At 69.2% G+C, this 12,979-nt stretch carries 12 protein-coding genes, 1 pseudogene and 1 riboswitch; all 13 genes and pseudogenes read left to right on the top strand.

All coding sequences use genetic code 11. The features are described 5' to 3' along the window. The first annotated feature begins 28 nt into the window (after nucleotides 1-28). Nucleotides 29-1,336, top strand: coding sequence for a tRNA (N6-isopentenyl adenosine(37)-C2)-methylthiotransferase MiaB (gene miaB, locus SALMUC_RS16545; RefSeq protein WP_020038486.1), 1,308 nt, complete (start codon nucleotides 29-31; stop codon nucleotides 1,334-1,336). 204 nt (nucleotides 1,337-1,540) lie between these two features. Then, nucleotides 1,541-2,155, top strand: coding sequence for an OmpA family protein (locus SALMUC_RS16550; RefSeq protein ID WP_020038485.1), 615 nt, complete (start codon nucleotides 1,541-1,543; stop codon nucleotides 2,153-2,155). A 13-nt stretch (nucleotides 2,156-2,168) separates the two neighbouring features. Continuing rightward, nucleotides 2,169-2,486 (top strand): hypothetical protein, encoded by a 318-nt coding sequence (locus tag SALMUC_RS16555; protein ID WP_020038484.1) that lies wholly within the window; start codon nucleotides 2,169-2,171, stop codon nucleotides 2,484-2,486. A gap of 130 nt (nucleotides 2,487-2,616) precedes the next feature. Further along, complete coding sequence (locus SALMUC_RS16560) at nucleotides 2,617-3,597, top strand: PhoH family protein (protein WP_020038483.1); 981 nt, start codon at nucleotides 2,617-2,619, stop codon at nucleotides 3,595-3,597. A 24-nt stretch (nucleotides 3,598-3,621) separates the two neighbouring features. Further along, complete coding sequence (gene ybeY / locus SALMUC_RS16565; protein WP_020038482.1) at nucleotides 3,622-4,122, top strand: rRNA maturation RNase YbeY; 501 nt, start codon at nucleotides 3,622-3,624, stop codon at nucleotides 4,120-4,122. Between the two features lie 46 nt (nucleotides 4,123-4,168). Further along, nucleotides 4,169-5,116 carry a hemolysin family protein gene (locus SALMUC_RS16570; RefSeq protein ID WP_020038481.1) on the top strand — a complete coding sequence of 316 codons (948 nt, stop codon included), beginning with the start codon at nucleotides 4,169-4,171 and terminating at the stop codon, nucleotides 5,114-5,116. 40 nt (nucleotides 5,117-5,156) lie between these two features. Beyond that, nucleotides 5,157-6,644 carry an apolipoprotein N-acyltransferase gene (lnt, locus tag SALMUC_RS16575; RefSeq protein WP_020038480.1) on the top strand — a complete coding sequence of 496 codons (1,488 nt, stop codon included), beginning with the start codon at nucleotides 5,157-5,159 and terminating at the stop codon, nucleotides 6,642-6,644. A gap of 38 nt (nucleotides 6,645-6,682) precedes the next feature. Then, nucleotides 6,683-6,732, top strand: a riboswitch (SAM-SAH riboswitch). 4 nt (nucleotides 6,733-6,736) lie between these two features. Next, nucleotides 6,737-7,914 (top strand): annotated as a pseudogene (gene metK / locus SALMUC_RS16580) (methionine adenosyltransferase). 135 nt (nucleotides 7,915-8,049) lie between these two features. Further along, nucleotides 8,050-8,799: a dienelactone hydrolase family protein gene (locus SALMUC_RS16585; protein WP_020038478.1), complete on the top strand. Its 750-nt coding sequence runs from the start codon at nucleotides 8,050-8,052 to the stop codon at nucleotides 8,797-8,799. A gap of 72 nt (nucleotides 8,800-8,871) precedes the next feature. Then, nucleotides 8,872-9,585: a tRNA (guanine(46)-N(7))-methyltransferase TrmB gene (gene trmB, locus SALMUC_RS16590; RefSeq protein WP_020038477.1), complete on the top strand. Its 714-nt coding sequence runs from the start codon at nucleotides 8,872-8,874 to the stop codon at nucleotides 9,583-9,585. 147 nt (nucleotides 9,586-9,732) lie between these two features. Next, nucleotides 9,733-11,079 (top strand): 3-phosphoshikimate 1-carboxyvinyltransferase, encoded by a 1,347-nt coding sequence (gene aroA / locus SALMUC_RS16595; protein WP_021120531.1) that lies wholly within the window; start codon nucleotides 9,733-9,735, stop codon nucleotides 11,077-11,079. Nucleotides 11,080-11,208: 129 nt separating this feature from the next. Beyond that, the gene (locus SALMUC_RS16600) at nucleotides 11,209-11,814 is read left to right on the top strand and encodes a (d)CMP kinase (RefSeq protein ID WP_020038475.1); all 606 of its coding nucleotides are present in this window, start codon (nucleotides 11,209-11,211) and stop codon (nucleotides 11,812-11,814) included. A 32-nt stretch (nucleotides 11,815-11,846) separates the two neighbouring features. Beyond that, on the top strand, nucleotides 11,847-12,845 hold the full coding sequence (locus SALMUC_RS16605; protein ID WP_020038474.1) for an aldo/keto reductase: 999 nt from the start codon (nucleotides 11,847-11,849) through the stop codon (nucleotides 12,843-12,845). The last annotated feature ends 134 nt before the right edge of the window (nucleotides 12,846-12,979 follow it).

A 12,979-nucleotide genomic window follows, 5' to 3' on the forward strand; every position in this document is an offset into this window, starting at 1 on the left:
CTGAACCCGCGCCAACCCGAGGTATGTCATGACCGGGCCCAGGAAGCTCTACATCAAGACCTATGGCTGTCAGATGAATGTCTACGACAGCGAGCGCATGGCCGAGGCCATGGGCGGACAGGGCTACGTGCAGACCGACCGCCCCGACGACGCCGACATGATCCTGCTCAACACCTGCCACATCCGCGAGAAGGCCGCGGAGAAGGTCTATTCCGAGCTGGGTCGCTACAAGGGGCTCAAGGCCGCCAAGCCCGATCTGCGCATCGGCGTGGCCGGCTGCGTGGCGCAGGCCGAGGGCGAGGAGATCATGCGGCGCCAGCCCATGGTGGACCTGGTGGTGGGGCCGCAGAGCTATCACCGCCTGCCCGAGATGGAGGCGCGCGCCGGCAACGGCGCCAAGGTGCTCGACACGGACTTCCCCGAGGAAGACAAGTTCGAGCGGCTCAAGGGCCGGTCGAAGGCGAAGCGCGGCCCGACCGCCTTCCTGACGGTGCAGGAGGGCTGCGACAAGTTCTGCGCCTTTTGCGTGGTGCCCTACACGCGCGGCGCCGAGGTGTCGCGCCCGGCCGACCGCGTCATGGCCGAGGCGCGCGACCTCGTGGAGCGCGGCGTGCGCGAGATCACCCTGCTGGGGCAGAACGTCAACGCCTACCACGGCCATGATCGGGGGCTCGCGGGGCTGATACGCCAGCTGGCGACCATCGACGGGCTCGAGCGCATCCGTTTCACCACGTCGCATCCCAACGACATGGACGATGACCTCATCGCCGCGCATGGCGACTGCGAGAAGCTGATGCCCTATCTTCACCTGCCGGTGCAGGCGGGCAGCGACCGCATCCTCAAGCGGATGAACCGCCAGCACACCGCCGAAAGCTATCTCCGGGTCATCGAGCGCCTGCGCGCTGCGCGGCCCGACCTGCACCTCTCGGGCGATTTCATCGTCGGCTTCCCCGAGGAGACCGAGGAGGACTTCCGCGCGACGCTCGACCTGATCGAAGCGGTGGAATACGGCTCGGCCTTCTCGTTCAAGTATTCCGAGCGCCCCGGCACCCCGGCGGCCGAGCGTCCGCAGGTCCCGGAGGACGAGAAGGACGACCGCCTGCAGCGCCTGCAGGCGCTGCTGACACGCCAGCAGCGGGCGCTGCAGGACGCCATGGTCGGGCGCGAGGTCGGCGTGCTCTTCGAGAAGCCAGGGCGGCAGCCCGGGCAGATGGGCGGCAAGTCGGAATACCTCCACGCCGTCCATGTCGAGGCAGAGGGCCTGCAGCCGGGCGACCTGCGCAAGGTCCGGATCACCGACAGCGGACCGAACTCGCTGGCCGGCACGCTGGTCTGACGCCAAGTCGCCACACTTCGCAGGAATGTGTCCACAATCGGACGGGCCCCGTCCGATTGTTTCCCCATTTGTTCGCAGGGCGCACCGTTTTTTCTTCACAGGCGCAGGCTGTCTGCTAATGTGTTGATTATAGTGAGTTTGCCCCGGCGGCCCGAATCCGCCTTCCGGGGTGCCTGGGGGATAACAATCAAGGGGACAGAGGCTGTGGCGAATTTCATTACCCAAGCCTTCCGCGGCGCCGTTGGCGCGGCGGCTCTGGCTGCCCTCGCTGCCACGGGGGTCACCGCGCCCGCCGCTGCCGGCAGCGACAAGGTGGCCAACGCACCGATCATTTCCACGCAGAACACGCGCACCATCCGGGGCGAGCGTTACGTGCCGGGGGTCTCGATCTCGCCGGACGGCTGCGAGATCTGGGTCATGGATGACGGGGTCGAGGGCTACGCGGTGTCGCGCATGACGCCCGATGGCCGGCCGGTGTGCCGCGACATCAACGTCTGCGGTACGCTGAACACGGATCAGTACTTCGCGACCGACAAGTACAACATCCATCCCAAGGGCCAGGCCCGCCTGCGCGAGTTCTTCGACAGCGCCTCGGCCTTCGGCTTCATCATCGTGGGGCACACCGACGCCCGCGCGAGCGACGAGTACAACATGCGGCTCAGCTACAACCGCGCCAACGCGGTGGCGAAGGTGGCGCGCACCACGGGCGCCCGCATCATCGACGTGCGCGGCTACGGCGAGGATTTCCCGGTCGCGACCAACCGGACCGCGCTGGGGATGTCCAAGAACCGTCGCGTCGAAATCCTGTGTGTGCGCTGAGGAGGGCAGACCCATGAAATCCATCAAACTCGCCCTCGTGCTGGGCGCCGCGGCGCTCGTCTCTGCCTGTGCCACCGATGTTCCGATCGGCGCTGACAAGAGCAAGGACGTGAACCTCGTCGACCGCGACGATCTGAGCCAGCTTCGCTGGGGCGTCTGGGTCGATCCGGACGGCTGCGACAACTGGATCGCCGACGACGGCGTCGAGGGTTACCTCGCGCGTCGCTACGACCGCTACGGCAAGCCTGTCTGCTCGGGCGTCGCGCCGCCGACGGTCGCCAGCGGCGACTTCAAGCAGGGGTCGACCTCGGTGATCGGCGACCCGCTCTGATCCGAACGCCACGGAAAGCATCCGGAACGGCCGTGCGGCATCGCCCGCGCGGCCGTTTCGCGTGCGGCGGGCTTGCCATCCGGCGCGGCGCTTGGCACCATTGGGGCATTCTCAAGCGCAGGAGACATGCGTGAGCACAGGCACTCTCGGCGACGCCATCCTCGAGTTTCCGGACAACCGCCTTCTGATCGACCTATGCGGCGAATACGACCGCAATCTCACCGATATCGAGTCGCGCACCGGGGTGCAGATCCTGCGCCGCGGCAACCAGCTCGCGCTGCACGGGCCCGAAGAGGCGCAGGTCGCGGCGCGCGAGGTGCTCTCGGCGCTCTACGAGCGGCTCGAGCAGGGGCGTAGCGTGGGGCACAGCGACATCGACCGCGAGTTCCGCCTCGCGCCGGACGAGAACGCGGCGGACGCGCAGCTCGAGATGTTCGGAGGCGGCAAGATCGAGATCAAGACGCGCAAGAAGCTCATCGAGCCGCGGACCGACGCGCAGAAGGACTATGTCGCGTCGCTCTACCGCAACGAGATGTGCTTCGGCATCGGCCCTGCGGGCACCGGCAAGACCTATCTTGCCGTGGCGGTGGGCGTGAACATGCTCATCACCGGTGCCGTCGACCGCATCATCCTGTGCCGCCCCGCCGTCGAGGCGGGCGAGCGGCTGGGCTTTCTGCCCGGCACGCAGGAAGAGAAGGTTGACCCCTACATGCAGCCGCTCTACGACGCGCTGAACGACTTTCTGCCGGGCAAGCAGCTTGCCAGGATGCGCGAGGAAAAGACGGTCGAGATCGCGCCGCTGGCCTTCATGCGCGGGCGGACCCTGTCGAACGCCTTCGTGGTGCTGGACGAGGCGCAGAACGCCACGACCATGCAGATGAAGATGTTCCTCACCCGTCTGGGCGAGGGCTCGCGCATGGTCATCACCGGCGACCGCACCCAGGTCGACCTCCCGCGCGGCGTGCCCTCGGGGCTGCGTGACGCGGAGCGGATCCTCAAGCCCATCGACGGCATCGGCTTCAACTACTTCACGGCCGCAGACGTGGTGCGTCACCCGCTGGTCGCCGCGATCATCGACGCCTACGACAAGGACTTCGAGGGCACGACCTGAGCGCATGGGCCGCCGAGACCGACCATGCTGACCGACACCATCCTCGAAGACGACCGCTGGGCCGTGATCGACCTCGAGGCGCTGGCAGAGAGTGCCGCACGCGCCGCGCTCAGCCATCTCGGGATCGATCCCGAGGCGCACGAGATCGTGGTGCTGGGCTGCGACGACGCCCGCATCGCGACACTCAATGCCGATTTCCGCGACAAGCCCCGGCCCACCAACGTGCTCTCCTGGCCCTCCGAGGAGCGCGCCGCGGCGCAGGACGGCGGATGCCCCGAGCCGCCCGAACCGGGCATGCCGGGCGATCCGGCCGAACTTGGCGACATCGCGCTTGCCTGGGAAACCTGCGCGCGCGAGGCCGCCGAAGCCGGCAAGACGCCGGCCGATCACGTCACGCATCTGGTCGTGCACGGCACCCTGCACCTTTTGGGCTACGATCACGAGCGTGACGCGGATGCCACGTTGATGGAAACTCTCGAGACGAAGATACTTGGCAAACTGGGGGTCGCGGACCCATATGGGTAGTGTCGGGGTCCGTGCCCCGGTATGCGAACAGGATCGAAACGGACAGATGGGCGAGACAGACGGCTCGTCTAAGGCAGCGCAGAGCGCGCCTTCGACAGAGCAGACAGAGTGCAAGACGGGGTTCTTCCGTCGTATTTTCAACGGCCTGAACGGGGCGCCGGACGAAGACGCGCCGGAAAACGGGCAGGCTGTGCCCGCGCCGCACCGTCCGGCCCACGGCATGATCAACCTGCGCCGCATGCGGGTCGAGGACGTGGCGATTCCCAAGGCCGACATTGTGGCCGTGCCCGACACCATCGACCGCGAGGGGCTGGCCGAGGTGTTCCGCGAAAGCGGAATGACCCGCCTGCCGGTCTATTCCGGCACGCTCGACACCCCGGTCGGCATGGCGCACCTCAAGGATTTCGCCCTGAAGTACGGCTTCAACGGCCACGGTGAAGAGGACTTCGATCTGTCCGAGTTGGTCCGGCCGCTTGTCTTTGTCCCGCCCTCCATGCCGATCGGCGTCCTGCTCACCAAGATGCAGACCGAGCGGCGCCACATGGCGCTGGTGATCGACGAATACGGCGGCGTCGACGGGCTCGTGACCATCGAGGACCTCATCGAGCAGGTCATCGGCGAGATCGAGGACGAGCACGACATCGACGAGGGCCGCAACTTCACCCGCGAATCCTCGGGCAGCTACCTTGCCCTAGCCAAGACCCCGCTCGAGGAATTCGAGGCGGGGACCGGGCTCGCGCTCACGGATCACGACGAGATCGACGAGGAAGGCATCGATACGCTGGGCGGGCTGGTCTTCATGCTCGCCGGCCGGGTGCCCGCGCGCGGCGAGGTGGTGCCTCACCCCGGCGGCGTCGATTTCGAGGTGGTCGAGGCGGATCCCCGCCGCATCAAGCGGCTGCGCGTGCGGCCCTCGGCCGAGGCCCTGCAAGAGGCCGCGCCTGTCGTGGACCAGCCGCTTGGCGATGGACGTTCGGCCGCGCAGGGTGCCTGAGGCAAGACTGCCGCGACTGACCGGTCGGCGCGCCGGCGTGATGCGCCTGGCGGCGGCCCTGGCCTGCGGCCTTGTCATGGCGCTGGGGCAGCCCCCCTGGAACCTCTGGCCATTGGCCTTCGCCGGACTGGCCGGGGCATTGCTCCTGTGTCGGGACGCGCCGCGCGGGCGCGGCTTCTGGACCGGCTGGGCCGTCGGGCTTGGGTATTTCGGGCTCTCGCTGGGCTGGATCGTGGAACCCTTCCAGGTCGATGCTGCCGTGACCGGCTGGATGGCTCCCTTCGCGCTGATCGGCATGGCAGCCGGCATGGCCCTGTTCTGGGGGCTGCCCGCATGGCTTGCCTCACGCTCACGGGACGGTCGGCGCATGCTGGCGCTCGTGGCGCTATGGGGCGCGGCGGAAGTGCTGCGTGCCTTTGCCTTCACCGGCTTCCCCTGGGGCCTCGTCGGGTATCTCTGGGCGCCGACGGCGGCGGTGCAATGGGCCTCGGTGACAGGGCCCTACGGTCTCACGCTGGCGACGCTCGCCGCCGCCGGCGCCATGGCCTCGACGTTGCGGCCCGGGGCGCGTGGCCGCGTGGTCAAAGGCATCGCCGCGGGGCTGGGCCTCGCCGTGCTCATCGGGGGCGGCTGGGCGCTGACGCCGCCGCTTCAAGATCTGTCGGACCGTCCCGTCGTGCGCCTGGTCCAGCCCAACGCGCCGCAGCACGAGAAATGGGATCAGGCGATGATCCCCACCTTCTTCCGCCGGCAGGTCGAGTTCACGGGCGCGACGCCCCAGTCGCATGTGAACGAGCGCCCGGCGCTGGTGGTCTGGCCCGAAACCGCGCTGCCGATGCTGCTCGACAACGCGGGCGAGGCCCTGGCCATCGCCACCGAGGCGGCCGCGCCGGGAAACCTTGCCGTGGGGGTCCAGCGGCTCGAGGGACGTGCCTACTACAACTCGATGGCGCTGGTCGCCCCGGGGCCCGAAGTGCGCCAGGTCTACGACAAGCACCACCTCGTGCCCTTCGGCGAATACATGCCCTTTCCCGAGCTGTTCCTGCGCATCAACATCTCCGGTCTCGCGGCGCGGGCGGCGGGCGGCTACGCGGCGGGCCCGGGGCCGGAACTGGTGGACTTCGGTCCGCGCGTGGGCATGGGGCTGCCGCTCATCTGCTACGAGGCGGTCTTTCCGCGCGACACCCGGGCCGAGGAGCGGCCCGATTTCCTGCTGCAGATCACCAACGACGCCTGGTTCGGACGGTTCTCGGGCCCCTACCAGCACCTGATGCAGGCGCGCATGCGCGCGATCGAGCAGGGGCTGCCGCTGCTGCGGGCCGCCAATACCGGCGTCTCGGCGGTGATCGACGGGGCAGGGCGCGTTCTGAAGGCACTCCCGCTGGGGCAGGCGGGCTATCTCGACACCGCGCTGCCGGAGCCGCTTCGACCGACGATTTACGCCCGCACGGGCGATCTGCCTGTCTTTGCGGCACTTTTTCTGCTCGTTCTGATGGCCTTTGTGCCTTCCAGACGCGAATGTGATTGACCCCCCCGTCGCCGCGGCGTAGGTCAATCTCGTTCAATCCCCCGTCACAACGGCTTCCTGGCGTGACGGCAGGTATCCCAATGGAGCGCTACATGTCCCGACAGAACTATACCTTCACCTCGGAATCCGTTTCCGAGGGCCACCCCGACAAGGTCTGCGACCGGATTTCGGACGCAATCCTCGACGCCCTGCTTGCCGAGGATCCACTGGCGCGCGTCGCCTGCGAGACCTTCGCCACCACCAACCGCGTGGTGATCGGCGGCGAGATCGGCCTGACCGATCAAGCCAAGCTGTCGGAATACATGGCGGCCATCCCCGATATCACCCGTGCCTGCATCAAGGACATCGGCTACGAGCAGGACAAGTTCCACCACGAAACGGTGGAAATCACCAACCTCCTGCACGAACATCCGCGCACATCGCCCAGGGCGTGACCGGCGAGCGCGGCGACGAGGGGGCCGGCGACCAGGGCATCATGTTCGGCTACGCCACCAACGAGACGCCCGAGCTGATGCCGGCGCCGATCCTCTTCTCGCACGCCGTGCTCAAGCGGCTGGCCGAGGCCCGAAAGTCCGGCGAAGCGCCGACGCTCGGGCCGGACGCCAAGTCGCAGTTCTCGGTCCGCTACGAGAACGGCAAGCCGGTGGGCGTGACCTCGGTGGTGCTCTCGACGCAGCACACCGATCCGGGCCAGACCTCGGAGGACATCCGTGCCATCGTCGAGCCCTACATCAACGAGGTCCTGCCGGCCGGCTGGCTGAGCGACGAGACCGAGTGGTGGGTAAACCCCACCGGCACCTTCGTCATCGGCGGTCCCGACGGGGACGCGGGTCTGACCGGGCGCAAGATCATCGTCGACACCTACGGCGGTGCCGCACCGCACGGCGGCGGCGCCTTCTCGGGCAAGGACCCGACCAAGGTGGACCGTTCGGCGGCCTATGCCGCGCGCTACCTGGCCAAGAACATCGTGGCTGCCGGCCTGACCGAGCGCTGCACCGTGCAGCTCTCCTACGCCATCGGCGTGGCCAAGCCGCTGTCGATCTACGTCGACACCTTCGGCACCGGCGAGGTCGACCCGGCCGCGATCGAGGCCGCGATCCCCAAGGTCATGGACCTGACCCCGCGCGGCATCCGCACGCACCTGGACCTCAACAAGCCGATCTACGAGCGCACGGCGGCCTACGGTCACTTCGGCCGTGCGCCGGACGCGGACGGCGGGTTCTCGTGGGAGAAGACGGACCTCGCAGAGGCGCTGGCCAAGGCCATCTGAGGACGCGGATCCTCTTGAAAAGACCTGGGGCGCGGCCGGAGACGGCGGCGCCCTTTTCGCGTCCGGCTTGTATCTGGACCGGCTGTCGGACCGCGCTATCTCTGGGCGTATCGGGATGGACAGGGAGAGAGACCGATGATCCGACTTGGTGCCGTGGCGCTGGCCGCCGCGTGTCTCGCCAGTGCAGCGCAGGCTGAACTTCTGACGCAGGACCACCGTTACGAGGTCGATGGCAAGACCTTCGAGGGCTATGTCGCCACCAACACCGACGTCACGCCGAAGGGCACCGTGCTGATCGTGCACGACTGGGACGGCCTGACCGACTACGAGAAGCGCCGCGCCGAGATGCTGGCGGCGCTGGGCTACACCGTCTTTGCCATCGACGTTTACGGCGCCGACGAAAACCCGCAGAGCGTCGAGGAGAACCGGGCGCTCTCGGGTGCGCTCTATGGCGACCGCGAGACCTTTCGCGCGCGGCTGATGGGCTCCATCGCCGAGGCCGACAACATCCCCGGCGCGACCGAGGCCAAGGTGATGCAGGGCTACTGTTTCGGCGGGGCCGCGGTGCTGGAGGCAGCGCGCGCGGGCGCGGACCTGGATGGCTTCGTGAGCTTCCACGGCGGTCTTGGAACGCCGGAGGGGCAGGACTACAGCGCGACGACCGCGCCGGTCATGCTGTTCCACGGCTCGGCCGACCCGGTCTCGGGCATGGATGCCATGGCCGCGGCACTGTCGCAGATGCAGGAGGCGGGCGTCGAGCACGGCGCGCAGGTCTTTGGCGGGGCGCGGCACAGCTTCACGGTCTGGGGCTCGGACGACTACGATCTCGAGGCCGACCGCGGCGCCTGGGACGGCCTGCTGGACTTCCTTGGCGAGCGGCTCTGAGACGCGGGTCCCGGCCGCCTGACGCGCGGCCGGTGTTGCCCCCGGCGCCGGGCGGGGCTAAACGCCCTCGCCATGACAACGTCCAACAAGCATCCCGCTGCTCCCTGGCGCAACTTCTACGGCCGCATCAAGGGCAAGTCGCTGCGCCCCTCGCAGGAGGCCTACCTGCAGGAGGACCTCGACCGGCTCTCGCCCGGTCCGGTCGACTGGGAAGAGAACCCCGAGCGCGCGCCGCTGGATCTCGGGGCGCTCTTCGGCGAGCGCGAGGTCTGGCTGGAAGTGGGCTTCGGCGGCGGCGAGCACATGGTGCACCAGGCCGCGCGCAACCCGCAGGCCGGTATCCTGGGCTGCGAGCCCTACATCAATGGCGTGGCCATGCTGCTCGGCAAGATCCGCGAGGCGGGCGTCGACAACCTGTCGGTCTACCCCGGCGACGTGCGGAACCTCTTCGACGTGCTGCCGGACCAGTGCCTCGACCGGGCCTTCCTGCTCTACCCCGATCCCTGGCCCAAGAAGAAGCACCACAAGCGCCGCTTCGTGACTCCGGAGCACCTCGAGCCGCTGGCGCGAGCGATGAAGCCGGGCGCGATCTTCCGCGTGGCGACCGACATCCCCGACTACGTCCGCCAGACCATGGTGGAGGTTCCGAAGGCGGGATTCGATTGGCTGGCCGAGGGACCCGGCGACTGGCGTGCGCCCTGGGACGACTGGGTTTCGACGCGCTACGAGCAGAAGGCGCTGCGCGAGGGGCGGGTGCCGCACTACCTGACCTTCCGCCGGGGGTGAGGGCGGGCCGGGGAGGGCTCTGCCCTCTTCGCCTGCGGCGAATTCACCCGGGATATTTGCAGCCAGAAGATGCCCCCTCGAGGGCGCGATGGACGGGCGCGCCGGGCGCTGCTATCAGGCTGCGCGAGCGATAACGCGAGGGACATGATGTCGAGCCACGGTGAGCCCATTCCGATGAAATCCAGCCGATCCGGGCCGCTGCGCGGCACCGCCGAGGTGCCCGGCGACAAGTCGATCTCGCATCGTGCGCTGATCCTCGGGGCGCTCGCGGTGGGCGAGACCACGATCACCGGCCTGCTCGAGGGGCAGGACGTGCTGGATACCGCCGCGGCCATGCGGGCCTTCGGTGCCGAGGTCGAGAAGCGGGGCGAGACCTGGCACGTGCACGGCGTGGGCGTCGGCGGCTTTGCCGAGCCCGACCGGGTGATCGATTGCGGCAACTCGGGCACCGGCGTGCGGCTGATCATGGGGGCCATGGCCACCACGCCCATCGCCGCGACCTTTACCGGGGACGCGAGCCTGGCCAAGCGGCCCATGGCGCGGGTGACCGATCCGCTGGCGCTGTTCGGGGCACGCGCCTACGGGCGCAGCGGCGGGCGGCTGCCGATGACGATCCGCGGGGCCGAGGCACCGGTGCCGGTGCGCTATGCGACGCCCGTGCCCTCGGCGCAGGTGAAATCGGCGGTCCTGCTGGCTGGGCTCGGCGCGCCCGGCGAGACGGTGGTGATCGAGCGCGAGGCGACGCGGGATCACTCGGAACGCATGCTCGCGGGGTTCGGGGCGCAGGTCTCGACCGAGGTGACGGACGAGGGGCGTGTCATCACGCTTGTGGGCCAGCCCGAGCTGCGGCCGCAGAGCCTTGCAGTGCCGCGCGATCCCTCTTCGGCGGCCTTTCCGGTCTGCGCCGCGCTGATCACCGAGGGCTCGGACGTGCTGGTGCCCAACATCGGGCTCAACCCGACGCGGGCGGGCCTTTTCGAGACGCTGCGCGAGATGGGCGCGGACCTGACCTACGAAAACGAGCGCGAGGAGGGGGGCGAGCCCGCCGCCGACCTGCGTGCGCGGTTCTCTCCGAACATGCGCGGCATCGAGGTGCCGGCCGAGCGCGCGGCGAGCATGATCGACGAATACCCCGTGCTGTCGGTCGTCGCCGCCTGTGCCGAGGGCGCGACGCACATGCCCGGCGTGCGCGAGCTGCGCGTCAAGGAGAGCGACCGGATCGATGCCATGGCCACCGGGCTGCGCGCCTGCGGCGTGTCGGTCGAGGAGGGGCCCGACTGGTGGACCGTGCAGGGCCGCGGTCCCGGCGGCGTGCCGGGCGGGGCCATGGTGCAAAGCCACCTCGACCACCGCATCGCCATGTCGTTCCTGGTGCTGGGGCTTGCCGCGCGGGCGCCGGTGCAGGTGGATGACGGCGGGCCGATCGCGACCTCCTTCCCGATCTTCGAGCCGCTGATGGCCGGGCTCGGGGCCGAGATCGTGCGCGAGGCATGAGGCGGCGCGGCCTCGGCGGGCGGGGCGCAATGGTCTGCGGCCGCCGGGCTGCGAGGCTTCAAATCCTCGCGGGTCGCGCGTAAACCTCGGCAGGAACGGGACGAGCCGCAGGATCAGGCAGGAGCAGACATGGCCTTCACAATCGCGATCGACGGACCGGCGGCAGCGGGCAAGGGCACCATCAGCCAGGCCGTGGCGGCGCATTTCGACTTCGCGCATCTGGACACCGGTCTGCTTTACCGCGCGGTGGGCAAGCGCATGCTGGACGGGATGGGCCCGCTGGAGGCCGCGCAGACGCTGACCGCGAGCGATCTCGAGGCCGAGGGGCTGCGTACGCCCGACGTGGCGCAGGCGGCCTCTTACGTGGCGGCGATCCCCGAGGTGCGCGCGGCGCTGGTGGATTTCCAGCGCGCCTTTGCGCGGCGCGACGGTGGCGCGGTTCTGGACGGACGCGACATCGGGACGGTGATCTGCCCCGAGGCCGAGGCCAAGCTCTTTGTCACCGCGAGCGCCGAGGTTCGTGCCCGGCGCCGCTACGACGAGCTGGTGAAGGCCGGGGTGACGACCGACTATGAGACCGTGCTGAACCAGACGCACGAGCGTGATCACCGTGACAGCACCCGGCAGGATGCGCCCTTGCGCCCGGCCGATGATGCGGTGATCCTCGACACATCGAAACTGGACATCGAGGCCGCCATTTCCGCCGCAGTTGCGGCCGTGAACTCGATGCGCTGAGGCCGAGGGACAGGCGAGGGGGAGAGCACCGGATGAAGACGCGCGCGATGGGGCCCGGCGGGCCGCAGGTTTCCTGCATCGGGATCGGGGCCATGTCGTTCACCGATTTCTACGGACCGACGACCCGCGAGAACTCCTTTGCCGTGCTCGACGCGGCGGTCGAGGCCGGGGTGAGCCACATCGACACCTCGAACGTCTACGGCATGGGCGGCTCGGAGGAGACCATCGGCGCCTGGCTTTCCGCCAACCCCGGCGGGCGCGACCATTTCCACATCGCCACCAAGGGCGGCATCACCAAGGATGCCGAGGGCCGGCGCTGCTACGACAATTCGCTCGAGCATCTCGAGGCCGAGCTGGAGGGCTCGCTGCGGCGGATGGGCCTGGACTGCGTGGATCTCTACTACGTGCATCGCCGCGAACACGAGCGTCCCATCGAGGAGGTGACCGAGGCGCTGGCCTCGCTGGTCGCGAAGGGCAAGTGTCGCGCCATCGGCTTCTCCGAGATCGCCCCCTCCAGTCTCCGGCGTGCCCATGCGGTGCACCCGGTCGCGGCGGTGCAGTCGGAGTACTCGCTGGCGACCCGCGCGCCCGAGCTGGGGCTGGTACAGACCTGCGAGGATCTCGGCACGACCCTCGTGGCCTTCTCGCCCACGGGCCGCTCGCTCCTGACCGACAGCCCGATCGCGCCCGGGCGCGTGCCGGAGGTGGCGTTCCTCGCGGCGAACCCACGCTTCCAGCAGCCCGAGCTGGGCTACAACCTCGCGGCCACGGATCGCTTCCGCGCGCTGGCGGCCGAGATGGGCGTGCCTGCCGCAGGGCTGGCGATGGCATGGCTCCTGGCGCGCAGCGGGAGCACGATCCCGATCCCCGGCACCCGCTCGGTGGAGCATTTCCGCGAGCTGCTCGCGGGGGCGGAGATGACGCTGGGCGCAGACGACATGGCCCGCATCGAGGCGGTGCTGTCCGTCGGCTGGTGCCACGGCGACCGCTACACCGCCGCGCAGTGGGTCGGCCCGGAGCGCTACTGCTGAAGGCGGGCGCATGTCCCGGGCGGCGCGGCCCGGGTGCCGAGAGGCGCTTCACCCTTGCCACGGCGGGGCAAAACGCGTATATCCCCGCGCGTCAAGACAGGCACGAACGCCGCGGACAGGAGGACGAGCAGGGC

It is taken from the genome of Salipiger mucosus DSM 16094 (assembly GCF_000442255.1).
GTDB classification, from domain to species: Bacteria; Pseudomonadota; Alphaproteobacteria; order Rhodobacterales; family Rhodobacteraceae; genus Salipiger; species Salipiger mucosus.

Excerpts from the sequence above, each read along its gene's own strand:
- lnt (WP_020038480.1), top strand. The coding sequence starts at position 5,157 with ATGCGCCTGGCGGCGGCCCTGGCCTGCGGCCTTGTCATGGCGCTGGGG.
- SALMUC_RS16585 (WP_020038478.1), top strand. The coding sequence starts at position 8,050 with ATGATCCGACTTGGTGCCGTGGCGCTGGCCGCCGCGTGTCTCGCCAGT.
- ybeY (WP_020038482.1), top strand. The coding sequence starts at position 3,622 with ATGCTGACCGACACCATCCTCGAAGACGACCGCTGGGCCGTGATCGAC.
- SALMUC_RS16570 (WP_020038481.1), top strand. The coding sequence starts at position 4,169 with ATGGGCGAGACAGACGGCTCGTCTAAGGCAGCGCAGAGCGCGCCTTCG.
- aroA (WP_021120531.1), top strand. The coding sequence starts at position 9,733 with ATGTCGAGCCACGGTGAGCCCATTCCGATGAAATCCAGCCGATCCGGG.
- trmB (WP_020038477.1), top strand. The coding sequence starts at position 8,872 with ATGACAACGTCCAACAAGCATCCCGCTGCTCCCTGGCGCAACTTCTAC.
- SALMUC_RS16555 (WP_020038484.1), top strand. The coding sequence starts at position 2,169 with ATGAAATCCATCAAACTCGCCCTCGTGCTGGGCGCCGCGGCGCTCGTC.
- miaB (WP_020038486.1), top strand. The coding sequence starts at position 29 with ATGACCGGGCCCAGGAAGCTCTACATCAAGACCTATGGCTGTCAGATG.
- SALMUC_RS16600 (WP_020038475.1), top strand. The coding sequence starts at position 11,209 with ATGGCCTTCACAATCGCGATCGACGGACCGGCGGCAGCGGGCAAGGGC.
- SALMUC_RS16605 (WP_020038474.1), top strand. The coding sequence starts at position 11,847 with ATGAAGACGCGCGCGATGGGGCCCGGCGGGCCGCAGGTTTCCTGCATC.